General features: G+C 37.9%; 25 protein-coding genes. 9 read left to right on the top strand and 16 right to left on the bottom strand.

Translation table 11 applies throughout. The annotated features are described in order from the left end of the window. From ACIQ32_RS03380 to ACIQ32_RS03390, 3 genes are all read right to left on the bottom strand, one after another. Positions 1–603: TIGR02757 family protein (locus ACIQ32_RS03380; RefSeq protein WP_396194270.1), on the bottom strand; the 603-nt coding region annotated here is incomplete at its 3' end. Next, positions 596–2290, bottom strand: coding sequence for an LIC_10190 family membrane protein (locus ACIQ32_RS03385; RefSeq protein ID WP_396194271.1), 1695 nt, complete (start codon positions 2288–2290; stop codon positions 596–598). The genes ACIQ32_RS03380 and ACIQ32_RS03385, both read right to left, overlap by 8 nt. A gap of 4 nt (positions 2291–2294) precedes the next feature. Further along, complete coding sequence (locus tag ACIQ32_RS03390; protein ID WP_396194272.1) at positions 2295–2954, bottom strand: ABC transporter ATP-binding protein; 660 nt, start codon at positions 2952–2954, stop codon at positions 2295–2297. 149 nt (positions 2955–3103) lie between these two features. On the opposite strand from ACIQ32_RS03390, the gene folE reads away from it, so the two are divergent. After that, positions 3104–3772 (top strand): GTP cyclohydrolase I FolE, encoded by a 669-nt coding sequence (folE, locus tag ACIQ32_RS03395; RefSeq protein ID WP_396194273.1) that lies wholly within the window; start codon positions 3104–3106, stop codon positions 3770–3772. A gap of 44 nt (positions 3773–3816) precedes the next feature. Here folE and ACIQ32_RS03400 read toward each other — a convergent pair whose 3' ends face one another. From ACIQ32_RS03400 to ACIQ32_RS03420, 5 genes are all read right to left on the bottom strand, one after another. Continuing rightward, a complete protein-coding gene (locus tag ACIQ32_RS03400; RefSeq protein ID WP_396194274.1) occupies positions 3817–4137 on the bottom strand; it encodes a DUF6787 family protein in 321 nt (106 codons plus the stop codon). A gap of 27 nt (positions 4138–4164) precedes the next feature. After that, positions 4165–4596, bottom strand: coding sequence for a DUF6146 family protein (locus tag ACIQ32_RS03405; protein ID WP_396194275.1), 432 nt, complete (start codon positions 4594–4596; stop codon positions 4165–4167). A 110-nt stretch (positions 4597–4706) separates the two neighbouring features. Beyond that, complete coding sequence (locus ACIQ32_RS03410; RefSeq protein WP_396194276.1) at positions 4707–5669, bottom strand: D-2-hydroxyacid dehydrogenase; 963 nt, start codon at positions 5667–5669, stop codon at positions 4707–4709. Positions 5670–5787: 118 nt separating this feature from the next. Continuing rightward, positions 5788–6885 (bottom strand): 3-phosphoserine/phosphohydroxythreonine transaminase, encoded by a 1098-nt coding sequence (serC, locus tag ACIQ32_RS03415; RefSeq protein ID WP_396194277.1) that lies wholly within the window; start codon positions 6883–6885, stop codon positions 5788–5790. A 132-nt stretch (positions 6886–7017) separates the two neighbouring features. Beyond that, entirely contained in the window at positions 7018–8076 is a 1059-nt protein-coding gene (locus tag ACIQ32_RS03420; RefSeq protein ID WP_396194278.1) for an acyl-CoA reductase, read from the bottom strand. A gap of 150 nt (positions 8077–8226) precedes the next feature. Between ACIQ32_RS03420 and ACIQ32_RS03425 the strand changes: the two genes are divergently transcribed. After that, positions 8227–8577, top strand: a complete 351-nt coding sequence (locus tag ACIQ32_RS03425; protein ID WP_396194279.1) for a 4Fe-4S dicluster domain-containing protein — start codon at positions 8227–8229, stop codon at positions 8575–8577. Between the two features lie 39 nt (positions 8578–8616). On the opposite strand, the gene ACIQ32_RS03430 is transcribed toward ACIQ32_RS03425, so the two are convergent. Next, positions 8617–11109 carry a TonB-dependent receptor plug domain-containing protein gene (locus ACIQ32_RS03430; RefSeq protein ID WP_396194280.1) on the bottom strand — a complete coding sequence of 831 codons (2493 nt, stop codon included), beginning with the start codon at positions 11107–11109 and terminating at the stop codon, positions 8617–8619. Between the two features lie 155 nt (positions 11110–11264). Here ACIQ32_RS03430 and ACIQ32_RS03435 point away from each other — a divergent pair, with 155 nt between their 5' ends. The 6 genes from ACIQ32_RS03435 to ACIQ32_RS03460 all read left to right on the top strand — a co-directional run bounded on the left by ACIQ32_RS03435 (position 11265) and on the right by ACIQ32_RS03460 (position 21209). After that, positions 11265–12431, top strand: a complete 1167-nt coding sequence (locus ACIQ32_RS03435) for a hypothetical protein (protein ID WP_396194281.1) — start codon at positions 11265–11267, stop codon at positions 12429–12431. A gap of 82 nt (positions 12432–12513) precedes the next feature. Further along, complete coding sequence (gene ychF / locus ACIQ32_RS03440; protein ID WP_396194282.1) at positions 12514–13608, top strand: redox-regulated ATPase YchF; 1095 nt, start codon at positions 12514–12516, stop codon at positions 13606–13608. A 114-nt stretch (positions 13609–13722) separates the two neighbouring features. Beyond that, positions 13723–14862: an FIST signal transduction protein gene (locus ACIQ32_RS03445; RefSeq protein ID WP_396194283.1), complete on the top strand. Its 1140-nt coding sequence runs from the start codon at positions 13723–13725 to the stop codon at positions 14860–14862. Positions 14863–14867: 5 nt separating this feature from the next. Next, positions 14868–16391, top strand: coding sequence for an ATP-binding protein (locus ACIQ32_RS03450; RefSeq protein ID WP_396194284.1), 1524 nt, complete (start codon positions 14868–14870; stop codon positions 16389–16391). A 135-nt stretch (positions 16392–16526) separates the two neighbouring features. Further along, entirely contained in the window at positions 16527–18380 is a 1854-nt protein-coding gene (locus tag ACIQ32_RS03455; protein WP_396194285.1) for a DNA topoisomerase IV subunit B, read from the top strand. A 108-nt stretch (positions 18381–18488) separates the two neighbouring features. Next, positions 18489–21209, top strand: a complete 2721-nt coding sequence (locus ACIQ32_RS03460) for a DNA gyrase/topoisomerase IV subunit A (protein ID WP_396194286.1) — start codon at positions 18489–18491, stop codon at positions 21207–21209. Between the two features lie 171 nt (positions 21210–21380). Here the strand turns inward: ACIQ32_RS03460 and ACIQ32_RS03465 are convergent, their stop codons facing one another. From ACIQ32_RS03465 to ACIQ32_RS03495, 7 genes are all read right to left on the bottom strand, one after another. Then, the gene (locus ACIQ32_RS03465; RefSeq protein WP_396194287.1) at positions 21381–22154 is read right to left on the bottom strand and encodes a TerC family protein; all 774 of its coding nucleotides are present in this window, start codon (positions 22152–22154) and stop codon (positions 21381–21383) included. A gap of 33 nt (positions 22155–22187) precedes the next feature. Then, entirely contained in the window at positions 22188–22559 is a 372-nt protein-coding gene (locus ACIQ32_RS03470; RefSeq protein ID WP_396194288.1) for a DNA topoisomerase IV, read from the bottom strand. Between the two features lie 50 nt (positions 22560–22609). Next, positions 22610–22843 (bottom strand): DUF6095 family protein, encoded by a 234-nt coding sequence (locus tag ACIQ32_RS03475; protein ID WP_396194289.1) that lies wholly within the window; start codon positions 22841–22843, stop codon positions 22610–22612. Between the two features lie 4 nt (positions 22844–22847). After that, on the bottom strand, positions 22848–23315 hold the full coding sequence (locus tag ACIQ32_RS03480; RefSeq protein WP_396194290.1) for a hypothetical protein: 468 nt from the start codon (positions 23313–23315) through the stop codon (positions 22848–22850). A 4-nt stretch (positions 23316–23319) separates the two neighbouring features. Next, positions 23320–24135: an N-acetylmuramic acid 6-phosphate etherase gene (gene murQ / locus ACIQ32_RS03485; RefSeq protein ID WP_396194291.1), complete on the bottom strand. Its 816-nt coding sequence runs from the start codon at positions 24133–24135 to the stop codon at positions 23320–23322. 56 nt (positions 24136–24191) lie between these two features. Next, a complete protein-coding gene (locus ACIQ32_RS03490) occupies positions 24192–24860 on the bottom strand; it encodes a ZIP family metal transporter (RefSeq protein ID WP_396194292.1) in 669 nt (222 codons plus the stop codon). Between the two features lie 69 nt (positions 24861–24929). Next, positions 24930–25694 (bottom strand): class I SAM-dependent methyltransferase, encoded by a 765-nt coding sequence (locus tag ACIQ32_RS03495; RefSeq protein WP_396194293.1) that lies wholly within the window; start codon positions 25692–25694, stop codon positions 24930–24932. Between the two features lie 134 nt (positions 25695–25828). Between ACIQ32_RS03495 and ACIQ32_RS03500 the strand changes: the two genes are divergently transcribed. Continuing rightward, positions 25829–26995, top strand: coding sequence for a class I SAM-dependent RNA methyltransferase (locus ACIQ32_RS03500; RefSeq protein WP_396194294.1), 1167 nt, complete (start codon positions 25829–25831; stop codon positions 26993–26995). Position 26996 lies beyond the last annotated feature (1 nt).

The following is a 26996-nucleotide window of genomic DNA, read 5'->3' on the forward strand; positions in this document are numbered from 1 at the left end:
AACATCTAACGGACAAGATAAAATTGAGGTTGGAATGTTTTTCCAAAGGCCAAAATCTACACCTTTATTGTCATGGCGAATCATCCATCGTAAATACATGTTGATGCGCTTGGCAGCTGAACCCTGCGTTGGATCGGAAATATGCTTGGTTGTTCTTGATTGGTGCTCAATTTCAAAAAAGTGTTTTTTGAATGCGGCTATTGCATTTTGCATCGATTGAGGTTCTTGGTTTTGGGTAAAAAAGTGTTCCAATCCACCTTGATTTTCATACAAATGGCGCAACCCTACAATAAAGGTTTTAAAGTCACCACCATTAAAAGTTCGGTGCACAAAAGAGTCTAATTTTTCCAATTGACTTTCCTGATGTTGCATTACAAAATCGTAAGGTGAATTTCCCATCAAGTCCATCATTCGCTTGGCATTATTAATAATCATCTTGCGGTTTCCCCAAGCGATTGTAGCTGTCAGAAAACCGGCAATTTCAATATCTTCTTTCAATGAAAATTGATGCGGAATCTGAATAGGATCGCTTTCTATAAATTTGGGATTGTTGTAAAGCGCGACTTTCTCGTCTAAAAAATCTTTGAGTTCGGCTTTAGTCATTTTGTTTTACTTTTTGGGCTTTAAAACCATGACTTAAAGTTTGTCCTCGCATTTGTGGAACTACGTGAAAATACGTCTCAAAATAATCAAGCTGTTCCTTACTTACGGTTGGTAAAGTGCCGTTTCCGGTAATCCAGAATATTTCAGTTTTTTGCGGAGCGTTATATTGCAAATTCCCTTTGGTTTCATGACTGTAAGCGATATTGTTTTTACTGATTGGTTTCGGAAAGACGATTGTATTCCATTCTAAGATACTATTTTGTGTCAATAATGGATTGTTGGTTAAACGGCTAAACGACATTGGAACCAAAACCAAAACAGCGCAGCAAAGACAACTTAACCCTAACAAGGTTAGGATGATTTTTTCTTTAGATAAAAGTAGGGCAAACACCAACAAACCGAAGAAAAGGGTGAAATAGACATAAAATCGGTATTGAGGAGAACTTAGAATCAGTAAAATTAAAAGCGCAACAAATACCCAATAAATGTCGATTAAACCTTGCTTTGGATAATATTTTTTAATGATAAAAGGTGTGATAAGCACTAGCAATACAGTTGTTCCTCCGATAAAACCTCCGAATTTGTTTAGCCAAAAATAATGTTTGGCAATCTCTACAAAGGAAGCCTTGTTGTAGGTGCCAAACGGTAAATAAAACGAATGCATCATATCGTTGCTGAAAAAATAGGATACCAAGTCTTTCGGTACTATATAATCCACATTAGAATAGGGTAGAATAGTCAATGGATACAAAGGATAACCGGTAAGTATACTATTCTTTATCACCAATAAAAACAATACTAAACCGGCGAGTAATCGAATGGGAATAAGTGGGTAGTTAATTTGTCGAAAGTGCCTAATCCATAAAATGATTGGTAAAATCAAAAGCACTACGGCTGTTATCTTGATGTACGCTGCAAAAAGTAACAAGACACTCAGCAACTTCATTTTCTCCGAAGCATTAAGGTCTGTAGTGTAAATGGAAAACGCTAAAAACGCCAAAACATAAACCGCTAAATCCGGTGATGGTGCATTGATAAATTGGAATAAGAAAAGGTAGGTCAGTGGCAGTAAACCCCAAACCAAGTCTAATCGGTTGTTGGCGCTAAAAAAAGAATGGAGTTTTTCAAAGGACCAAAAGTTTATCAAAACCAATAAGAATCCGTTTAAATCATTAAAGTTCTCATAAACAAAGGAAAAGGAATACACACTTTGTGTAATATGCCAACCGCTGGTTTGCCCCAAAAACAAATGCAAATTGGCTAAACCCGGAACAAAACCATATTCGTTAAGCCATTTGATGGTTTGGATATAGTATGTTTCGTTATCCACTATAAATGGTTCAGTAGCAGATTGTGCCAAAATCAGCAAGCTACTTAAAGTAAAAAATGTTTTTCGGATAGGAGTGAAAGCAGAAAAATTCGCGTAAATATTTTTCCACATCGACAGCCAATCGGTTTTGACAAAATACCATGAAACTATTGTAATTGCCAGAAGGAATAGAGAAAATACAAGGTTGATTGGACCTAAAATAGCCCAAACACTGGCGAGTAAAGTCACTGCAAACAAGCCTAATAGATTTGTAACGACAATATTTTGAGATTGTATGCCGAGGAGTTTTGAAAAGCTTATTCCCAAACAGGAAGCCGTAATTAAAATATACAACCAACTAAGCAGAATAAGCACCATATTTTCAAACAATTAAGCCGTCTTTCATAATTAATTTTCGATCGGCCATATTGGCTAAATCTTGATTGTGGGTAACAATGACAAAGGTTTGTCCAAATTCATCGCGGAGTTTGAAAAACAATTGGTGCAAATTTTCAGCCGATGTTGTATCTAAATTCCCCGAAGGTTCATCAGCAAAAATAACAGCCGGTTTGTTGATCAAAGCTCGAGCTACCGCTACACGTTGTTGTTCACCACCGGAAAGTTCGTTGGGTTTATGATGACCTCTTTCCGCCAAACCTAAGTATTGCAACAAACGTTTCGCCTCGGCCTCTGTAGTCGATTTGTCTTTGCCCGCTATAAAAGCCGGAATGCAAACATTTTCTAAAGCGGTAAATTCGGGTAGTAATTGGTGAAACTGAAAAATAAAACCCAAATGTAAATTTCTGAATTTAGAAATTTCTTTATCGCTCATTTTTAATACGTTTTCGCCATTTATTTCAAGTGAAGTATTCTCTGCTTTTGAAGCGTTATCCAATGTGCCCAAGATTTGTAATAAAGTTGTTTTTCCGGCGCCGGAAGCACCAACAATTGATACAATTTCCCCTTTTTTGATGTGTAAATTAACTCCTTTGAGTACCTGTAAATTGTCGTAGTATTTATGGATATTTTTAGCCGTAATCATCAATTGAATTTTTCACAAAGTAACAAAGTATTTTGCTTTATAAACTTCGAATCGATTTTTTTTATGCTTGAATAATTAATAAAGTTATGTTAATTGATTTTTTTTGTTTAATGATTTTGTACATTTGTTGAACAAAAATTTTAATTCTTATGAACACTACCATTGAAAAAGAATTATTTGAACTGATAGGCGACAATCATCAAATGACTTCTGCAGACACACCGCTTCGTATTGATGCTTTCGATAAATCAGACGAAGAAAAGAAAAAAGTCATCGAGCATCATTTCTATCAAATCATGGAAGAATTGGGATTAGACATGACAGACGATAGTTTGAGAGGAACGCCTCATCGTGTAGCCAAAATGTTTATCGACGAAATATTCTCGGGTTTGAATCCGGCGAATAAACCTAAAATATCCGTTTTCGACAATTCTTACCAATACGATAAAATGTTGGTAGAAGCCGATATCAGTTTTAATTCTACTTGTGAACACCACTTTTTGCCTATCATCGGCAAAGCCCATATCGGATATGTGTCCAGCGGAAAGGTGATTGGATTGTCCAAACTCAACCGAATTGTAGATTATTATTCCCGTCGTCCGCAAGTACAAGAGCGATTGATTATGCAAATTTTCAACGAATTAAAAACCGTTTTGGATACTGAAAGTGTTATTGTTGTGATGGAAGCCAAGCATTTATGTGTTTCCAGCAGAGGAATTGAAGACGAAAGCAGCTATACTTCAACCATTCAATACGGTGGTATATTCAATGATAAAGAGAATAGAAATGATTTCTTTAATTTAATTAGAGAAAAATAGATTTAAGTTAATTGAGTATTTTTTGGTAAGTCCTGAGTATTAATTTATTCGGGGCTTTTTTTATCGGGAAACAGGAAACCTAATCCCATGCTTTTCAACATCTTTTTTTCAAAAGCCCAAAAGAAAGTAAACTGCCCGAAAATAAAACCAAAACTAACCAATAAAACCTGATAAATAGGGAAGATAAGTATAATGTACAAAGGATAATAAATCCAATTGGAAACGTCACCTTTTACGATGCCGAATAATTCCAACACCGGTCTAGAAAGATATGCTGAAGTAGAACCTGTTACAGCAAAAACAACCAAAATAACAAATACTTGCCCATTCGATTTGATGTTCCAGCGTTCTTTAAAATGGGCCATAAATAGATTTTCTACAAAGATAAAGGTTTATTGTCTTGGAACAAATCCGGCTAACTTTTGGTTGTATTGGTTTTGAAAATAGATAAAATAATTGTAAATCAGATAGTTTACTTCGTAACCGTAGTGAATATTTATGTCATAGTTAATCTGCATTTCATACAAGTTCGGATCGTATAATGCAGGCTGCATCGCTCTGCGGTTCCACTCGATGACATACAATTGGTTTTTTACTTCCAAATAGTTTTCAGAATAATAACCTCTTGGCAAAGCTCTACCAACCAACCATGAACTGAACCCGGGATCAATAATGGTAACTTCATATTCTAAACTGTCATTCGCAATTGTAACCGTATCGGAAACTTTAGTCGATGCATTACCATTGAGATCAGTCACGGTTTTTGAGCTATGGCAACCCGTAATAATCAGTAGCAATACAATAACAGAAACTAAGGTTTTCATGGACTCAATTTTCTATAAAATTAAACATATTCATTGGAAATTTTCCTTTTTAAAATGTTAAAATAAAAAAGCCACACTTTTCAGTATGGCTTAATGAGTTTTTCAAAAGTTTAATTTTTTTCCGATTTAAGTAGGCTGATGATTTGCTCGGCCAACTCAGTACCTATTCGGTCTTGGGCTTCTAATGTGGCCGCACCAATATGAGGTGTTAAAGAAATTTTGGTATGCATCAATATCTGAATTTCAGGGGTTGGTTCTTTTTCAAAAACATCCAACCCGGCAAACAATACTTTATCACTGTCTAAAGCTTCTAATAATGCCACTTCATCAATCACACCGCCACGCGCACAGTTTACTATGCCTACGCCGTCTTTCATCATCTCAAATTCGGCTTTACCAATTACATAACCGTCTTGTGCAGGAACGTGAAGTGTAATAAAATCAGCCTGTTTAATCACATCTTCCAAAGGTTCGGTTTCAAATGCTACATTGATGAATTGTCCGTTATAAAAATCAACTCTTACTTCGGCTTTGTCTACAAATTTGTCGGCAGCAATAACTTTCATACCTAAACCTAAAGCCATTTTGGCAACCGACTGACCAATGCGACCAAATCCAATAATCCCCAAAGTTTTCCCGCGCAATTCAATACCGTTGGCATACGCTTTTTTCAAACCTTCAAAATTGGTATCGCCTTCTAATGGCATGTTTCGGTTAGCATCATGCAAAAATCGAACACCGGTAAATAAGTGTGCAAATACCAATTCGGCCACACTTTCCGAAGAAGAAGCCGGCGTATTGATTACGTGAATCCCTTTACTTCTGGCATATTCCACATCTATATTGTCCATACCAACACCGCCTCGACCTATAATTTTTAAGCCCGGACAAGCGTCAATAATGTCTTTTCTGACTTTCGTGGCACTGCGCACCAATACCACCGAAATGTCATTGGCATTTACATAATTGGCAACCTGTTCTTGTGCTACTTTGGTGGTAATAACTTCAAACCCGCCTTTTTCTAAGGCAGCAATCCCGCTTTTTGAAATTCCGTCGTTGGCTAATACTTTCATTATTATAAATTCTGAATTTTAATATTTAAATTATTTTAGGAGCTGTTTCCCGCTTTCCATTCTATCTTTTTATCTCGTTTTGCAAAACGAAATAAAAAGGATGCCATTGCAATCGGGGCTATTTTTCTGCTAACTGAGATTGATTATTGTAAACGACTTCTAACTCTTTCATCACATCTACCAAAACTTGTACGCTTTCCAAAGGCAAAGCATTGTACATAGATGCTCTATAGCCACCCACAGAGCGATGACCAGGCAATCCGGAAATTCCGGCGGCTTTCCACATTTTGTCAAAAGTTTCCTGATGCTCTGGATTTACCAATAGGAACGTGGCATTCATAAAACTTCTGTCTGCAGGATTGGCTGTTCCAATGAACAACGGATTTCTGTCGATTTCCGTGTAAAGTAAATTGGCTTTGGCTTCGTTGATTTTTTCAATAGCAGCAATACCACCTTGTTTTTTCAACCATTGTAAGGTTAACAAACATGTATATACCGCAAAAACCGATGGTGTATTGTACATGCTTTCGGCTTTTATATGCTTTTGATAATCCAAAATACTCGGAATCACACGCCCAGTTTTACCTAAAATTTCTTCTTTAACAACTACCAAAGTGGCTCCGGCGGCACCCATATTTTTCTGAGCTCCGGCATAGATCAAGTCAAATTGAGAGAAATCTAAAGTGCGCGAAAAAATATCAGAACTCATATCACAAACCATAGGAACATCAGTTTTTGGAAACGACTTCATTTGTGTCCCAAATATTGTATTGTTGCTCGTGCAGTGAAAATAATCCGCGTCTGTCGGGATACTATAAGCTGTTGGTATATGATTGTAATTTTGGGCTGCCGAAGAAGCAACCACTACCGTTTCACCAAATAATTTGGCTTCTTTGATAGCATTGTTGGCCCATGTTCCGGTATCTAAATAAGCGGCTTTGCCGTTAGTCTTCATCAAATTATAAGGTACCATTAAGAACTCTAAACTGGCACCGCCTTGTAAAAATAAGGCTTGATAACCTTTGCCCTCTAAACCTAACAATTCCAAAACCAAAGTTCTCGCTTCTTCCATTACGGCTACGAAATCTTTACTTCGGTGCGAAACTTCTAAAATGGATAAACCTGATTGATTAAAATCTAAAACGGCTTGAGCTGATTTCTCAAAAACTTCTTGTGGCAATATGCAAGGTCCGGCGCTGTAGTTGTGTTTTTTCATGTTCAATTTCCAAAAAATTAAAGTGCAAATTTCGGAAATAGGGTAAAAATAAAGGGTTAGAATTCCGCAATAATAAGGCTATGTTATTAACGAAATCGTTTTAGTTTATAACATTTATTGGGAATCTTTCAATCAGATTTTCGACAAAAACTGCAAAGTATTCACATCATCAGCATAATCCCAAAGTTCCGGTTGTTGGGTTTTGCCAAATGGAATACTGTTTGTTGTTAAATTCTTGGAAACCACACACTGAATTTGCTCTTTGTCGTTTTCCAATCGCATTTTCAAATCTTCCAAATCATCATAGTATTCGTAAAAGACAGATGAAATAGGCGAGGCGTAACTGCTGTCTTCCTTCAAGGTCAGGAATTCATTGTCGAGCAATTTGAAATTACTCATTAAGAAAACGGCTTTGTTGTAGTCGTAATTGTTAGAATACTTCTCGTAAAAAATAACGTCTTTGTATTCGTATATCGCTTGAAAGAAAGGTTGGAAATCGTAATCCTTCGGAACAAATAATTTGGAAACATTACGACAGCCTAATCCGAAATAGCGAAAAATGTCTTCGCCTAAATTGACCAAATCCTCTTTCGATTCATTTCCGGTTAAAACCGCAACCGAATTTCTGTTTTTGCGAATGATACTCGGTTTGTCTTTGAAATAAAACTCAAAATACCGAGCGGTGTTGTTGCTTCCGGTAGCAATTACGGCATCAAAATTTTCCAATTTGCCGTCGGTAAAAGTAATGTGACTTTCTATTTGGGGATTGACCGCAATTAAATATTTGGCCAAAAACTGGATCAAATGTTGGTCATTTGAAGAGGCTTTTACCAAAACTTTATGTCCGGAAATCAACACCGAAAGAAAATCATGAAAACCAACCAACGGAATATTCCCGGCCAAAATTAAGCCCACGTTTTTAGGCTCTACTGCTGAGACATTATAATTGGATAACCACTGGTTTAAATTGTTTTCTTGTAAAGCTTTTGCCCATGATTGTATGGCGTGATACACTTGTTCGGGCGTAAACCAACCATTGTGGGATTGCGACAAATGAATTAAATCTACAAAGCTGTCAAAGAACAAATCATTGTGGAGAACTGCTTCATTTTTACGGTTTTGTTCCCAAGAAAATTGGCTTAAAAACTTTCCCAATTGGATAAAACAATTTTTTTTCTCGATTTGTAACATCAGTAGCTTGTTTATGAATGGTTTTGATTGTAATTTTGCGCAAAATTAGTGAAAAAGTAATGAGTAGGAAGTATTGAGTTGGGAGTAATTTGAAAATTCCAAACTGGTATAACTCCAAACTCTAAGCTTCAAACTCCAAACTATAAAAAAATGGCTATCATTATAACTGACGAATGTATCAACTGTGGTGCATGCGAACCGGAATGTCCCAATACTGCTATTTATGAAGGTGCTGATGATTGGCGCTATAAAGACGGAACCAAATTGAGAGGAAAAGTAATTTTACCCGATGGTTCTGAAGTTGACGCTGAGGCAGCTCAAACCCCAATATCAGATGATATTTATTATATAGTACCCGGTAAATGTACAGAATGTAAAGGTTTCCACGAAGAACCCCAATGTGCTGCAGTTTGTCCGGTAGATTGTTGCGTACCTGATGACAACCATGTGGAAAGCGAAGAGACTTTACTCAACCGTCAATCCTTTTTACACAACGAATAAAAAAAACCTGAGCTTAAAACTCAGGTTTTTTTTTGATAGTTAGAATTTGAAATTCATTCTGGCGTAATAAAAAGCACCGCCGAATCCCATTTGTACGGCATCCCAATAACCTCCGGCTTCAACCCAATCATCTTGTTGGTCAGGATAAACGTTGAATAGGTTGTTGCTTCCCATAACTAATTTGGTGTTTTTTGACAGGTTAAATCCAAAAGTCAAATCAGTTACGATTTTTACACCGTAAGTATCTGTAGCCGCTTTGATTTGGTTGGCAAACGAACCATAATCAGCTACGTCTTCATACATTTGGTAATCCAACAGTTTAACTTCACTGAAACGGGTAAAGGCCAATCCGGCATCAAACCATTTGCGAGCGTAGTTTAAATTCAAGCCAAATTTATTGTCCGGCGCTGATGCCAAAAGAAAGGCTTTTTCTCTCTCTCCAAAGAAAGTCTGCTCATCTAAAGTACCGTTGTTCACTGCATCTACTTTCATGTTATTGATATTACCCACTAAAGTAGCACCGAATGAATTGTCTCCAAATTTCTTTTTCCAAGAAATCACAACATCCAAACCGGTTGTTTTGGTATCAACACCATTCACAAAAAACTGGGCTTGGTCAACACCGATATTCAATGCGGAAGCATCAAAATAACCGGTCAATACAATTCTGTCTTTCACATTTACCATATAACCGTCGATAGTAGCAGTGAAATCGCCATAAGACGCCGTAAAACCTAAGGAACCGTTAATGGCTTTTTCTTCGTTTAATTTCCCGATTCCGAAAGCTTGGGTAACCGGACTGTTATTTGGCGATAACAAAATCTCTGAAGCACCGGTAGAGGAGAAGTTGGTAAATCTTAAGTTATAGTAAATTTGGGCCAAGGAAGGCGCTCTGAAACCTGAACTGATAGAACCTCTGAAGTTAACATTACCAGCGGTTTTTAATCGAGCTGCCAATTTACCATTTAAAGTACTTCCAAAATCACTGTAGTTTTCAAAACGCAAAGCGGAAGAGATCATTAAATTTTCGTTTACATCCAATTCGCCATCAGCATACAATGAAACGTTAGAACGACTTCTGTTTACTACATTATCCGGACTGTAACCCGGGAAACCTTGAGCACCTCCCGGTCTTGGATCTCCGGTAACCGGATCGTTAGGAATGGTTTGATTCAGCGGGTCTGTTATCGGTTGTCCGTTCACGTCATAAGTAGCATAAGATCCTTCTTCACCGGCAAAAATGGTGAATTGTTCCGTACGATATTCGGCTCCAAAAGCCAAGTTAAAACCGTTTAAAACATTATCATAGTTTTTGGACAAGTCTAAATTGACTGTGTTTTGGCTTAAAGTATGACCACCGGCATCAAACTCTGTAGGAGACGCTTCTTCTAATGAAGCATTCAAAGTACCTTTGATGAAATAATGGAAAAGATTTTTCCCGAAGGTATTGCTAATATCCACATTCCAACCACTAGCCGTTTTGGTACGGAAACCTGCGGAGATGGAATTATCTACAATTAGTGAAGTAATTCTAGGGGTAAAGCCATTGGGATAAATATCGGTAACTATTCGAGGCGAAGGGTTGTTACGGGTAAATGCATAAGCATCAGTATCTCTGAAGTTTCTGCCTCCAAAAGCATAAAACTTAGCATTTTCTGAAACCGGAATGGCAGCATTCATAAAGAAATTAAATCCTTCAATTGAAGCTTCACCGAAACCTCTTCTGAAATCAAATCCCGGACGAAGGGTTTTGTCTTTGTTGATGTACTCGGCAGTGAAATTGGCAAAGCCGCCTTTGTCTCCAATTTTAGTACCGTAATTGGTAGTAACTTTGATGGAATTCCCATCGAAACTTCTGCCGTCAGCTAATTTATTTCCATCGGCATTGGTATCTAAAAAGTTGTTGCCTGTATTGGGTGTTCCGGCCGGAAAGTTCCCATCCGCGTTAGTACTGTAGGCTCCATAACTGATTGTTCCGGTTAATTCGTCTACATTGTCATTCAATACTATATTGATAACTCCGGCAATGGCATCGGAACCATACTGAGCAGCTGCACCGTCACGAAGAATCTCAATTCGTTTGATAGCAGTGGCGGGAATAGCATTCAAATCGGTTCCCGTATTTCCGCGACCTCGGGTACCAAAAAGGTTAATCAACGAAGATTGGTGCCTTCTTTTGCCATTAATTAAAACCAAAGTCTGATCCGGTCCCATTCCTCTCAATGTAGCAGGATCAACGTGGTCAGCACCATCGGAACCCGATTGCTTGTTGGCGTTAAACGAAGGAGCTGCATATTGTAGTAATTCGTTGATTTCCAATTTACCGCTTTGGGTAGTTACACTTTTAACATCAATAATGTCAATAGGAACAGCCGAATTAACAACGGTTCGTTTGGAATTTCTGGAACCTACAATTTTTATTTCTTGTAGTTCGTTTGCTTTAGTTGAGTCTTTTGAAGTCGCATTCGGATTGTCTTGTGCTGCTATAAACCCAAATTGCAGTGAAAATAATAAAAGAGTAATTTTTTTCATAAATTGGTTGGTTAGAAGTTAATGAGGGCAATTTACTGTTTTTTTTACGTCATTTTAACATTTATAATAAAAGTATTTTAACAAATTAACTAACACTCAACAGTATTTTTATTATTGCTAAAAATGATTAAATTTGTTCAAACCAAATCCTGTAAATGAAACATTTTTACCTGCTGTTTTTATTGGCTTCCTTTTTTTTAGGCTCTGCTCAAAGCATTGAAGTTTCGATTGTTTTAAAAAATGCCGATACCAATTTACCGGTTGAAGACGCCACCGTTTATGTTTTAAAAACCAAGCAGTCTTTATTAAGCAACAGCGAAGGAAAAGTAACCTTTATTCTTAATGGTTCATCTAATATTCAGGTAACACATTCGTCTTATGCCAAAGTTACCGTTCGCTCCTCAGCTTTGCTCAAAACCGATAATGTAATTTACCTCAAAAGCAATGTGAACGATTTGGATGAAATTATAGTCACCAAACAACATCCGCAAAAGATATTAAAGAATTTGGTGGATAATTCTATAAAAAAGTTAACCGTTCCGGCACGCTTGAAAGTCTACACAAGAGAGTTTTTTAAAATGGATGGGAATTACACCTATTACAATGACGGATTGATGAATTTTCAATTGTTTGGAAAAGATAAAAACTTCAAAAGCAATATTTTAGTAGAGCAAAACAGGGCTTTTGGTTTGGTTTATGATCAAATTAACAGTGATGTTTTGGGGTACAATCTCAACGATATCATGGAGAATTACTATGATTTCAAATACATAAATCCCATTACGGATATTGGCGGGAAAAAGAAATACGACTACGTAATCAAGTCATATTCAGCCAACCAAGATTACAACATCATGATTGTTACGCCAATTGATAATACCAAAGCTTTGCGGGATGATTTCAAGATTATTTACGATTGGAAGAAGAAAATCATAATTGAAATCAATACCACAGTATCGCCGACAACTTTGTCTAATGTCAAAGAAAAAAAAGCGGTTGGTTCCAAGAATATTTATAAGTCGACATTCAAAGCAATTTATCGTTTAGAAGGTGAAAATTATTATTTAGTTACTTCTAAAGAAGAAATTGGTTTTGAACGAGTTGACAAAAATAAAACTACTGATATTGAAGTCAAGAATTATTTTGTAACCACCAATTTCAGCACTCAAAATTACAGCTACAAAGACAGTGAAGTCTTTAAAGACAAAACACTTTACAACAAGAAGAACACCATACTATCAACTTATTGGGATGTTTCCGGATTAAGTACAACCGAAGAAGAACAAGCCATCATTAATCAACTGCAAGATCGCACACCTTAATCCTCTATTTTGCTTTTAGAACTGCTTTGTTACTTGGTTTTATTGCGCTATATTTGCGCACTTTAAATCAATAGTTATAATAATGAAAGCAGGAATTGTAGGATTACCTAACGTGGGAAAATCAACTTTATTTAATTGTTTGTCCAATGCCAAAGCGCAAAGCGCCAACTTTCCCTTTTGTACGATCGAACCTAATATCGGAGTGGTAAACGTTCCTGATCCTCGCATCAATAAATTAGAAGAATTAGTAAAACCCGAGCGTGTGCAGATGGCAACCGTTGATATAGTAGATATTGCCGGATTGGTAAAAGGCGCCAGCAAAGGAGAAGGTTTGGGAAATCAATTCTTGGCTAACATCAGAGAATGTAACGCTATTATTCACGTGTTGCGTTGTTTTGACAATGATAATATTGTTCACGTTGACGGCAATGTAAATCCTATACGCGACAAAGAAACCATCGATATTGAATTGCAATTAAAAGATCTGGAAACTGTTGAAAAACGCTTGGAAAAAGTAAACCGCGCGGCTAAAACCGGTAACAAAGAAGCACAAACAGAGAAAGCATTATTGGATAGAATTCGAGAAGCATTGTTACAAGCCAAGTCAGCCAGAACGGTGGTGCCTCAAAACCACGAGGAAGAAGCCTTAATGGAAGATTTTCAATTAATTACCACCAAACCGGTATTATACGTTTGTAATGTCAATGAAGAAGCTGCCGCTACCGGAAATGCTTATGTTGATCAAGTACGCGAATTGGTGAAAGACGAAAATGCAGAAGTTATTGTATTGGCCGTAGGCACTGAAGCCGATATTACCGAATTGGAGACTTACGAAGAGCGTCAAATGTTCCTTGAAGATTTGGGTTTAACCGAACCCGGAAGTTCTGTGTTAATTCGTGCCGCATATAAATTATTAAAGCTGCAAACGTATTTCACTGCCGGTGTCAAAGAAGTTCGCGCTTGGACCATTAATATAGGGGATACAGCACCTAAAGCGGCCGGAGTAATTCATACCGATTTTGAAAAAGGGTTTATTCGTGCCGAAGTTATTGCTTATGAAGATTTTGCTCATTACGGTTCTGAAGCTAAAGTCAAAGAAGCCGGAAAACTTAAAGTTGAAGGGAAAGAATACATCGTAAAAGACGGCGATGTAATGCATTTCCGATTCAATGTATAATTGAAATTCCTACTAAAATAAATTATAAAAGTAAAAGTTGTTAAAGAAATTTAACAGCTTTTTTTGCTTATTGATAAAAAATCATTTACTTTATGAAGCCTAAATCAGTATGCTATGAAACTTCAACAGCTAATTGTAAATGACCACAACCAAGAAACGATTCTTTCTACCTCCGATTCGTTTCATGCCAACAATACCAGCTTTGTTCTTGCTTTCGGGGAAAGAAAGTTTCTTGAAAAAGCCAAACCCTATAACAAATTAAGAAGCCTTTTTCCTAATGGCGACATTATCATTTGTTCGACTTCCGGGCAAATAGCAAATACCCATTTGATAGAAAATAATCTTGTAGCAACAGCGGTTGCACTCGAAAAAACAAAAATCAAAACCATACAAGTTGATATTCAGTTGCAGACCGACATTCATTTTTTGGGCAATAAAATCAAAACCGAATTGTTGGACAACGACTTGAAATCGATTTTAATCCTTTCGGAAGGCAGTTTGATCAACGGTACCGAATTAATCAATGAGCTAATCCTGCAAACCGGTGAAAACATTCCCATTTTTGGGGGATTGGCTGGAGATGAGTACAATTTCGAAAAAACCATAGTTGGTTTAAACAGCGATGCCTCAACAGGAAAAATTGTAGCCATAGGGTTTTACGGTCAACACATTCATTTCGGATTTGCTTCGGAAGGCGGTTGGACAGATTTTGGTCCGGAACGCGAAGTAACAAAATCGGATAAAAATGTATTGTACAAAATAGGCGATCGATTTGCCTTGGATTTATACAAAGAATATTTGGGGAAATATGCCGATGAATTGCCGGGTTCGTCTTTGTATTTTCCACTTTCCATGAAGGAAAACGACAAGCCTCAAGTAGTTAGAACGATATTGTCTATTGATGAAAACAACAAGTCAATGACATTCTCCGGTAATATTCCGGAAGGTTCCAAGATTCGCTTGATGAAAGGAAATTTCGACAAATTAATCGACGCTTCTTTCCAAGCCGCTTTACAAATTAAAGAAGCGAATCAACAACTGCCTCAATTGGCACTTTTAGTCAGTTGTGTAGGTCGAAAAATTGTTTTAGACAATAGGATAGAGGAAGAAATTGAAGCGGTTAAAGAGGTTTTTGGCCATGATTTATTGGTGTGTGGCTTTTATTCTTATGGTGAAATTTCACCAACCTTAGATAAAGTAGCCTGTGAGTTACACAATCAAACCATGACCATTACTACGCTTTATGAATCATAATTCTAATGGATAAAAACAAGCTACACCGTCAACTTCAACGGCAAATTAACAAGTATTTGTCAGCCGACTTAGTCGCCGATCATCCGGAGATTAAAAAGTTTATTGAGGTCGTTAACCTGTCTTATTTAAATTATGAAAGAGATGCCGAGTTGTTTGAGCAATCTTCCCAATTAAATGACCGCGAATATTCGGAAGTCAATACTAAATTGAAAGCCGAATTGCTGAAAAAAGAAGAAGTCCACAAAAAATTAGTCTACGCCATCAATGAGTTGAATGACAAAAAAGTAAATGTAGATGAAGAAGGCAGTTTGATTGAATTGTTGAATATTTTAAACCAAGAAATCAACTTCAAAAAAGAATTCCAAAGACAGCTTTATTTGGCCAAATCTAATGCGGAAAAAGCCAACGAAGCCAAGTCGGATTTCCTCTCTGTAATGAGTCACGAAATCAGAACGCCGCTCAATGCCATCATCGGTTTGATTTACATTATGGAGAAAGAAAACTCTTTGTCGAGTTTTCAGGAAAATATAGAAGTATTAAAACATTCGGCGCAAAACCTGTATTTGTTGATCAACAACATACTCGATTTCAGTAAAATTGAAGCCGGAAAAGTGGAACTCGAAAACATTCCTTTTGATTTAAAAGAATTGATTACGCAAATCGTAAAATCACTCCAAGTTAAAGCCGAGGAAAATGCCAACAAAGTTCAAATTGAAATAGATGCTGAATTCATACCCAATATTATCAGCGATCCGCTTCGCATCGGACAGATTTTGACCAATCTTATTTCTAACGCTATTAAATTTACCGAAAACGGTGTTATTAAGGTTAAAGTCAATCAGCTAGAAAGTGACCAAAACAATTCCAAATTTAAAGTGGAAGTAATTGATAATGGTATTGGTATTGAACTCGATAAATTCAAGCAGATTTTTGAAAAATTCGAACAAGCTCAAAACACTACCACCAGGAAATTCGGCGGCACCGGATTGGGATTGGTGATTTCTAAAAAGTTACTGCAGTTGCTCGATTCAGACATTGAATTGGAAAGTGAAATCGGCAAAGGATCTAATTTCAGTTTTACGCTTAATGTTCCGTATTTTTCAGAGCGAACCGACTTAAACAGTGATATTCTTTACCACGATTATATAGAAGAGAATCTCGACGGTTTGCGGGTACTTTTGGTAGAAGACAACCTAATCAACGTTAAAGTAGCCGAGAAAATTCTATCGCAATGGAATGTAAAGGTTGAAGTAGCACTCAACGGTCTGATTGCCACAGAAATGTACGAACCCGGTAAGTACGACATCATTTTAATGGACTTAGCCATGCCGGTAATGGATGGTTATGAAGCCACTATTAACATTCGTTTCCGAGACATTTCGGTTCCTATTATTGCGCTTACCGCTTCAGCCTCTTACGGCTATTTGGAAAAAGCCATGTTACTCGGAATCAACGAGTATATTTTAAAACCTTTCAACCCAAAAGAACTCAATTTGAAATTGAGAAAACACTTCAAAACCCACAGTTAAATTTTCATTTTATTAACCTTTACGGTCTTATTTTGTCGGGCTTGATGGTTAATATCATTCTTAATAACTTTGATTATCGTCTTTTCAAAAATCGCAGTTATTCCACTATATTAGCGGAAAATCGTTATTTTTAAAATGGCCGAACAAAATCAATATACCGAAGACAATATCCGTTCACTCGATTGGAAAGAACACATCCGAATGCGTCCGGGAATGTACATCGGAAAACTCGGGGACGGTTCTTCCCCTGATGACGGTATTTACATCTTACTCAAAGAAGTAATCGATAATTGTATCGATGAATTCGTGATGGGCGCAGGCAAAGTGATTGAAGTCACCATCAAAGACAAAATGGTTACTGTCCGCGATTACGGTCGTGGTATTCCGTTAGGTAAAGTAGTAGATGTTGTTTCCAAAATGAATACCGGTGGTAAATACGATTCCAAAGCCTTCAAGAAATCGGTAGGTTTGAACGGTGTCGGTACCAAAGCAGTTAATGCCTTATCAAATTATTTCCGGGTGGAATCGGTTCGGGATAACCAACAAAAAGCAGCCGAGTTTTCGGCCGGAAATTTAACCAGCGAAGAGGATATTCAGGAGTCTACCAAACGCAAAGGAACGAAAGTAGCTTTTGTGGCCGACGAAACCATTTTTAAAAACTACAAATACCGAAACGAGTATGTGATTCGCATGCTCAAAAACTATTGTTATCTCAATACGGGATTAACCATTTATTACAATGGTGAAAAATATTTTTCCGAAAACGGTTTAAAAGATTTATTGGAAGAAACCATTGCCGAAGAAGACATGCAATACCCAATCATCCATTTGTTGGGTGACGATATTGAAGTGGCTTTGACACACAGTAAATCGCAATACTCCGAAGAATACCATTCATTTGTAAACGGTCAAAACACCACGCAAGGTGGCACGCATTTAGGTGCTTTCCGTGAAGCGATTGTCAAAACCATCAAAGAGTTTTACAACAAGAATTTTGAAGCTTCCGATATCCGAAAATCCATTGTTTCTGCCATTGCGGTAAAAGTGGAAGAACCGGTATTTGAATCGCAAACCAAAACCAAATTGGGCTCAACTGAAATCGGTCCGAAAGGTCCTTCGGTGCGGACTTTTGTGAATGATTTCATCAAAACCAAGCTTGATAATTTTTTACACAAAAACCCGGAAGTAGCCGATTTACTATTGCGCAAAATTCTTCAGGCAGAAAGAGAACGCAAAGAGCTTTCAGGAATTCGTAAGTTAGCCAAAGACAGGGCTAAAAAGGCGAGTTTGCACAATAAAAAACTGCGCGACTGTCGTGTACACCTTACCGATGCCAAAAACCCAAGAAGTTTAGAAAGCACACTTTTTATTACCGAGGGAGATTCGGCTTCGGGCTCTATTACCAAATCACGGGATGTTAATACCCAAGCGGTGTTCAGTTTGCGTGGTAAGCCTTTGAACTCCTACGGTATGACCAAAAAGATTGTTTACGAAAACGAAGAGTTTAACTTATTGCAAGCGGCATTAGACATCGAAGAAGACATGGGCGATTTGCGTTACAACAATATCGTAATCGCCACCGATGCCGATGTCGATGGGATGCACATTCGCTTGTTGTTGATTACTTTCTTTTTGCAGTTTTTCCCGGAGCTGATTAAAGACGGACACTTATACATTTTGCAAACACCATTATTCCGTGTGCGAAACAAAAAGGAAACCATTTACTGCTATTCTGAACAAGAAAGAATAAACGCCATCGACAAACTCAAACCCAAACCCGAAATCACCCGATTCAAAGGATTGGGAGAAATTTCACCCGACGAGTTCAAGCATTTCATAGGACAAGACATTCGCCTAGATCCGGTGATGTTAGACAAAGCCACGTCTATCGAAACCTTACTCGAGTTTTATATGGGCAAAAATACTCCTGACCGACAAGATTTCATTATCAATAATTTGAAGGTGGAATTGGATGTGGTGGAGGAATAGTTGGCAGTATTCAGTGTTCAGTTTAAATAAAAAAATAAATTAAAAATTTTGAGGTCTTTGATGGAACAATTTTAAACCCAATTAAACCTTGAACTTTTAAACTTTTATATGAAAGACGAAGAAGACGATATCATTCCCAACGAAGACGAGAACAACGAAGCGTTGAACGAGTCAACGAATGAGGAAACTACGGAAGAAGGTTTTGGCGATGTTATCCGACCTTCTACCGGCAGCCACTTTTATGAAAACGATGAAAACCCCGAAGATACCATTACCAAAGTTACAGGAATGTATAAGGATTGGTTCCTCGATTACGCTTCTTATGTAATCCTTGAACGTGCTGTTCCCGCTATTGAAGATGGTTTTAAACCGGTACAACGCCGCATCATGCACTCGATGAAAGAGTTGGATGACGGTCGCTACAACAAAGTGGCGAACATAGTCGGACATACCATGCAGTACCATCCGCACGGAGATGCAAGTATTGGGGATGCCATGGTGCAAATAGGGCAGAAAGACTTACTAATCGACATGCAAGGAAACTGGGGAAATATTCTAACCGGCGACGGAGCGGCAGCTTCACGTTATATTGAAGCACGCATTTCCAAACTGGGTCATGATATTCTTTATTCTCCTAAGATTACCACTTGGGGTGTTTCTTATGACGGACGTAGAGCGGAACCGATTAATCTTCCTGTGAAATTTCCACTGTTGTTGGCGCAAGGTGCAGAAGGAATTGCCGTAGGTTTATCGACCAAAGTACTGCCGCACAACTTTAATGAGCTTATCGATTGCTCGATAAAAGTCTTAAAAAACAAACCATTTACGTTGTTTCCGGATTTCCCAACAGCCGGTATAGCAGATGTGTCAAATTACAACGATGGTATGCGTGGCGGGCGTGTAAGAGTTCGTGCTAAAATCAACCAACTCGACAAACAGACTTTAGTGATTACCCAAATTCCGTTTTCAACCAATACGTCAACTTTAATTGACAGTATCCTGAAAGCCAATGAAAAAGGGAAAATAAAAATCAAAAAAATAGAAGACAACACCGCGGCCGAAGTAGAGATTTTGATTCATCTACCGCCGGGCGTTTCACCCGATAAAACCATTGATGCGTTGTATGCGTTTACGGCTTGTGAGACTTCGGTGGCACCGCTGGGTTGTGTGATCGAAAACCATAAACCTCGCTTTATAGGCGTTACGGATATGTTGAAAATTTCGACACATCGTACGGTTGATTTGCTCAAGCGCGAATTGGAAATCCAGTTGGATGAATTGGAAAACAAATGGCATTTCTCGACTTTGGAAAAAATCTTCATTCGGGAAGAAATGTACATCGACTTTAAGTTGTACTCCGACAGAGAATCGCTTTATGTTTATATGTACGACCGTTTCAAGCCGTTTGCCAAATCGTTTGTGCGAGAGATTAATGATGACGATTTGCAAAAACTAACGCAAATTCCGATGATACGTATCACCCGTTTCGACTCGGATAAAGCGGATGACGCTATTGCCAAGTTGGAAGCCGAAATGGAACAAGTGAAACACCATTTAGACCATATCATCGATTTTGCCATTGCGTATTTCCAAAACCTTAAAGACAAGTATGGTAAAGGCAGAGAGCGTCAAACCGAGTTGAGAAGTTTTGATACAATCGAAGCGACCAAAGTGGTGCTAAGAAATACTAAACTTTATGTGAATAGAGAAGAAGGTTTCTTTGGTACCGGTTTAAAGAAAGACGAATATGTGGCGGATTGTTCTGATATAGATGATGTAATTGTGTTTTTGCGCGACGGTAAAATGATGGTGGCCAAAGTAGATGACAAAAAGTTCGTAGGCAAAGACATCATTCACATTGCCGTTTTTGATAAAAATGACAAGCGAACCATTTACAATATGATGTACCGCGATGGTAAAAACGGTTCTACCTTTATTAAACGTTTTAACGTTTCCGGAATTACCCGTGATAAGTTTTATGATTTGACCCAAGAAAAAGCGGGAAGTCAAGTGTTGTATTTTTCGGCAAATCCAAATGGAGAAGCGGAAACAGTGACGATTTTGTTGCGCCAAATAGGTAGTGTTAAAAAGCTGAAATGGGATGTGGATTTTTCTGAAATTGCCATCAAAGGAAGGGCTTCGCGCGGTAACACGGTGACCAAATATCCGATTAAGAAAATAGAGTTAAAGGAAAAAGGAATCTCTACTTTGCGTCCGCGTAAAGTTTGGTTTGACGATACAGTCCAACGATTGAATGTAGACGGCCGAGGTGAATTGTTAGGCGAGTTCAGACCGAATGACCGTTTGCTCATCATTAACCAATCGGGGAAATTGAAAACGATTATCCCGGAATTAACTACGCATTTTGACGAAGACATGATTGTTTTAGAAAAATGGCATCCGAAGAAGCCTATTTCGGCTATTTACTATGATGGCGAAAAAGACCGCTATTTTGTCAAACGCTTTTTAGTGGAAAACGAAAACAAAGAAGAAACCTTTATCACAGAACACGAGAAATCACAATTGGAAGTAGTTTCTACCGATTGGCGACCTATGGCAGAAGTGGTTTTTGCCAAAGTAAAAGGCGTGCAAAAAGACACGATTACGGTTGATTTAGAGCAATTCATTTCAGTAAAAGGCATTAAAGCGATTGGCAACCAATTGACCACAGACAAACTCAAACAAGTCAATTTGTTAGAGCCATTACCATTCGAAGAACCGGAAGAAGTACAACCGGAAGAGGTAGAAGTTACCGGAGAAGACAATGTTTCTGACGACATTCAAACCGAGACTGATGACGATGGACAGATTACTTTGAGTTTGGAGTAACCCAATAAACAATACCAATTTTAGCTAGCCCTGAGGTAGTGAAAATAAAAAAAGTCCCAATCGGGACTTTTTTTATTGTAACGTACAGCGGGAAATCGAAGATTCAGCAGAGCTAATTACCATCACGGATAAATCCTCTCGTCCCAAAAGACGAGACTCCTAATTTTTGTATTAGTGTTTCTTTTTGCGCATTTTCATATTTATAAATTCCACCGCCAGCGAGAAGGCTATGGCAAAATACAAATAGCCTTTGGGAACGACACCAACGTGCTGTCCGGCCAATGAAGCGTTAGACAAGTGCATGCTTTCGGTGATTAACATGAATCCGATGAGGATTAAGAACGCCAATCCTAAAACCTGAATGGAAGGATTAGCATTGACAAAATTACCTACCGGAACGGCAAACAACATCATAACTCCAACGGATATTACTACAGCCGTAACCATGATGTACAATGCGCCTTCGACTCCGTTAGTCATCCCGACAGCAGTTAAAATACTGTCGACAGAGAAAATCAAATCGATTAACAAAATTTGTACAATTACACTACCAAAGGATTTGGTGGCAGAGGATTTTAAATCTTTTTCTTCTTCTCCTTTATGGTCTACTTTTTCGTGGATTTCTTTGGTGCTTTTATAAATTAGAAAAATACCACCGAGGAACAATATTAAGGCTTGTCCGGTGAAATCGGCGCTGAACCAACCCCAATCAAAACCAAAGAAAGGTTCTTTCATCGCTATTAATAATGTGATTCCGAACAACAACCCAATACGCATGAACATGGCTAAGAACAATCCAATTTGAGTGGCTTTTTTGCGTTTTTCGACCGGTAATTTTCCGGTGACGATTGAGATAAAAATGATGTTGTCGATTCCTAAAACAATTTCTAAAAAAGTCAAGGTTAAAAGCGCTATCCAAGCATCGGGATTTAAAAATACTTCCATGTTTTGTTTGTTATAATTATGGGGTTTACGGGTTTATTTGATTTTAGTTACAGTGCCGCGTTGTTTTTTGGCATCGCCTACAAAAGAGTAGTCAAAAGTATAACTATTTCCTTGGGTAGACAAGATAGTCATGCTGATGGCTTTGCGCTCGTTCATGGTTTTGGGATGGCGTTTTTGCAATACAAACTCACAGTCGTTCACCCATCGAACTGTAGCAGTGTCGGTTATCCCATTGAATGTTTCAATTTGAAGAGTTTCAGTACGGGTAAAAGTTGAGGTGACTTTTTTGCCGTTGATTTCCTGGGTAAATTCGAAAGTCCCCGTTTTGAAGTCGGCGCAACGGCGTTCTTTTTTGGAGCAGGAAAACCATGTCAAAGCCAATAGGAGTAATATTATTCTTTTCATATTATTTTTTGAGGTTGTGAGGTATGATTTGAAGTAAATTTAACCCAACGTTATACAGAATTATTATCTTGAAACATTGCGTCGGTTATGGCTTTTACGCCTTTAAACATAAAATATACGGCTAATCCGCTTAACACAATTCCAATGGCTAAAACTAACCAATGCCAAACATTTTGTTTATTGATAAACGCGTTGTACATCACACTTGGCCCTAAAAACATCAATGGTAAGGCATAGAGCATAAATTTAATTCCTTTGTCTAATAGAGCTTTATTGATTCCCATAGATTTAAAATTTGAGTTGCAACCCCATGCCATTTCTGTTAGAAATAATATTGAGTTCCAAGTTCGATTCTATTGCACCCAGTTTTCCGTTTTTGTGTTCTTTGTTGTAAATTTCTGCGGCCTTTTCATAAAGTTTTTTTCTACCGGATAGCACCGGAATAGAAGCCACTAAAGATCCAACACCTACATAAGTCATGGTGCCCGGATATTGCGCGTCAGAAAATAAGCCTACTGCCAAATCACCAACGGTTAATCCGATACCGAACCCCAATAAAAAACCACCTACAGCTTCTTTGGTTTTGGCTTCTTTGTATAACGCAGTCGATTCGGAGTTTGTATATAACAATTGACGGGCCTCGCGGGTTTCTAATCGTTTACCATCAAGATAAAATCGGCTGCCTTCCAGAGTTAGGGTTTGGGAATAGGAAAATAGCGTTACCAATAAAACGCTTAAAGTCATTAGTTTTTTCATAAAGTTATCTGTAATTAAAATGATCCACTGCTTTTCGCACGCTGCCGTATTGTTCCAACAAAGCCGATGCCTCTTCATAACTCACCGGAATTTCACTCATTATCATCCGAACACCGCGGTCAACAAGTTTAACATTGCTGAGTTGCATGTCTACCATTTTGTTGCCTTTTACACGACCTAATTGTATCATAGTGGCAGTAGAAATCATGTTCAGCACCAATTTTTGTGCGGTACCGGCTTTCATTCGGGAACTTCCGGTTACAAACTCAGGTCCAACTACTACCACTATGGGGAATTGTGCAGTTACCGCCAACGGACTACCTTCGTTACAAGTAATACAACCGGTAAGTATGTTGTTTTCGTGGCATTTTTCCAAACCGCCAATCACATAAGGTGTAGTGCCTGAAGCAGCAATGCCAATCACAACATCTTTGTCGGAAATGTTTTCTGCTGATAAATCTTTCCACGCTTGGTCTTTATCGTCTTCGGCAAATTCAACTGCTTTGCGTATCGCTTTGTCACCACCGGCTATAATGCCATTGACTAAATCGAAAGGCACACCAAAAGTTGGCGGACATTCGGAAGCATCGACTATGCCTAAACGTCCTGAAGTTCCGGCACCAATGTAAAACAACTTGCCGCCGAGTTTCATTTTGGCAACAATTTGTTCCACCAAAGCTTCAATTTGCGGCAATGCTTTTTCAACTGCCAATGGAACGGTTTTGTCTTCGTTATTGATATTGGCCAGCAAATTGTGCACTGACATTTGTTCGAGACTCTCGTAATTTGAAGATTGTTCGGTAGTTTTGGTGAAAGACATTTTTTTGAGATACTAAAAATTCTGAATGGCTAAGATACTGAGTTTTGTTCAGATTTTTAAACAAAACTCGCCAATAAAATCCCTAAAATAATCATTGATATTTTAGCAATATTGAACTTATGCCCTTCGCTGCTTTCAAAGATAATGGTGGACGAAATGTGGAATAAAATCCCAATTACCACAGCAGTAATTTCAGTAAAATATTGATTGATTGCCGGAACAGAATCAGAAACGAAAGTTCCCAGCGGTGTCATCACAGCAAAGGAAATCATAAAGAGGAACAAAGCTGTTTTGTTTAATTCGGCATTCAAAAAGAAAGTGGTTAAAATGATGGCGATGGGTAAGTGATGAATGGCGATGCCATAAGCCAAATCGTGATGGTGACCAACGGGGAATCCTTCCAAAAAAGCATGAAGGCATAAACTGATAAATAAAAGCCAAGGCATAGAATTGATTTTATCATGACCGTGAACATGACCGTGTTCGGCACCTTTGGAAAAAAATTCTAAAATGATTTGAAACAAAATCCCAATCATGATAAAAAAGCCGATGTTATGGTTGTGGCTTTCATATACCTTCGGCAACAAATCCATCACCGTCAAAGACAACAAAAAAGAACCACTAAAGGCCAATAACAGTTTTAAATTTTTTTTCTTTTTTGGCTTGATAATCAACGCTATGATGTAACCTATTAAAACCGATAGTAGAGGAAGTAGATAGTTCATTTTGGTTGTAAATTGTAAGTTTTAAGTTGGTCTTCAACAAGCCCGATTTGACAATAAGTGCCGGAAGATTTATTTAAAAATCATGATCAATCGTTCGCTGGTGTTTTTGTGGAATTTCTTTAGTTTATAGTCTCCGAAAGTATCGAGCAAATAAATTCCGGCTTGCTCCATCATGCGTTTAAAATCCTCTAAAGTATAAGCTTTTACCTTTTCTTCAAAATGAAACGGTTTTCCATCGGCTTCAAAATCGATTTCTTTGATGATAAATGAATCGGCTGAGTAGCGTTTGATGTGAAATTTTATCCCGTCTACTTCTTTTGTTTCCTCGGGAATTAAATTCTCCAAAACGGTTTGCACATTCATAAAATCAATCACTGCAAAGCCATAATCCGATAAACTTTCTTTGATGGCAATGAGTGTTTGCAAGTTGTCATCTTCATTTTCAAAATACCCAAAACTGGTAAACAAATTGAAAATGGCATCGAATTTCTCTTCAAAAGGTACTCGTTTATCGTGCACTACAAAATGTAAAGTATCATTAGCATTTTTATTGGCTTCGGCGATGCTGTTTTCGGATAAATCGGCACCAATAACATCATAACCCAACTGGTTTAAATAAATGGCATGTCTTCCTTTACCACAAGCCAAATCGAGCACTTTGGCTTTTTCGGGCAAATTTAAATAATGGGTAAGGTTATCCATAAAGATTTGCGCTTCACGGTAGTTACGGTCTTTGTATAAAATGTGATAATACGGTGTATCAAACCAGGAAGCGTACCAAATATCGGTTACGGGTTTTGGAGTTCGTTTTTCGGATTTTGAGCTTTCAGCCATTTATTCTTTTCAAATGAATTCTTCACCCGCAAATTTAGTGTATTTTTGCCGAAGATTGTCCAAGTTTGAAACTTGAAATTTATGATTTGATGTTTATTTGGAATTTGTTATTTGAATATTGGAACTTACAGTAGATGGAGAATTTTAAAATGGTAGCCAAAACCTTTTTCGGTTTTGAAGAAATATTAGTCAAAGAATTGCAACAATTAGGGGCGCAAGAAGTTGAAATGGGCACGCGTGCTGTGAGTTTCAAAGGCGATAAAGGCTTTATGTACAAAGCCAATTTATCTTTGCGAACGGCTTTGAAAATCCTAAAGCCTATTTATCATTTTCGAGCTTTTAACGACCAAAGTTTGTACAAAGGGATTCAAGGGATTGATTGGAGCAAATACCTTAATGCGAGCCAGACTTTTGTAATTGATACTACCATTCACTCCGATAATTTCAAACATTCGCAATTTGTTTCGCAAAAAGCCAAAGACGCAATAGTAGACCAATTCAGAGAAAAATTCGGCCAACGCCCGAGTATTGATAAAGATTTTCCAGATTTGAGGATCAACATTCACATCGATCGCGACCAATGTTCGGTTTCCTTGGATACTTCAGGCGCTTCTTTGCACCATAGAGGGTATCGTAGCGCGACTAATATTGCTCCCATAAATGAAGTCTTAGCCGCCGGTATGTTATTGCTTTCGGGTTGGGATGGAAATTCGGATTTTTTGGATCCGATGTGTGGTTCAGGCACGATTTTAGCCGAAGCCGCAATGATTGCCTGCAATATTCCGGCGAACATCAACCGAAAAGAATTTGCTTTTGAAAAATGGAACGATTGGGACAACGATTTGTTCGACCAAATCATCGATTCGTTAATGAAACGCACCAAAGAATTTCATTATAAAATTATCGGTTATGATAAAGCGCCGAGTGCGGTTCAAAAAGCCAAAGACAACATAGTCAATGCCAATTTAGAAGATTATGTAACCATTAGTTTGGCCAATTTCTTTGATACGAGTAAAGAAACTGTCGGACCGTTACACATGGTGTTTAATCCGCCTTACGGAGAACGTTTGGATATTGATTTAGAGCGATTTTACCGTGAATTGGGAGACACTTTAAAAAACAATTATCCGAATACTAATGCTTGGTTTATTACGGCTAATTTAGAAGCTTTGAAGTTTGTAGGCTTGCGACCTTCTCGAAAAATCAAACTCTTTAACGGAAGTTTGGAAGCACGACTGGTAAAATACGAAATGTATGAAGGCAGTAAGCGGACAAAATTTAACTCCTCAACAGCGGATTAAT

This window comes from Flavobacterium sp. (genome assembly GCF_044373165.1).
GTDB lineage: Bacteria > Bacteroidota > Bacteroidia > Flavobacteriales > Flavobacteriaceae > Flavobacterium.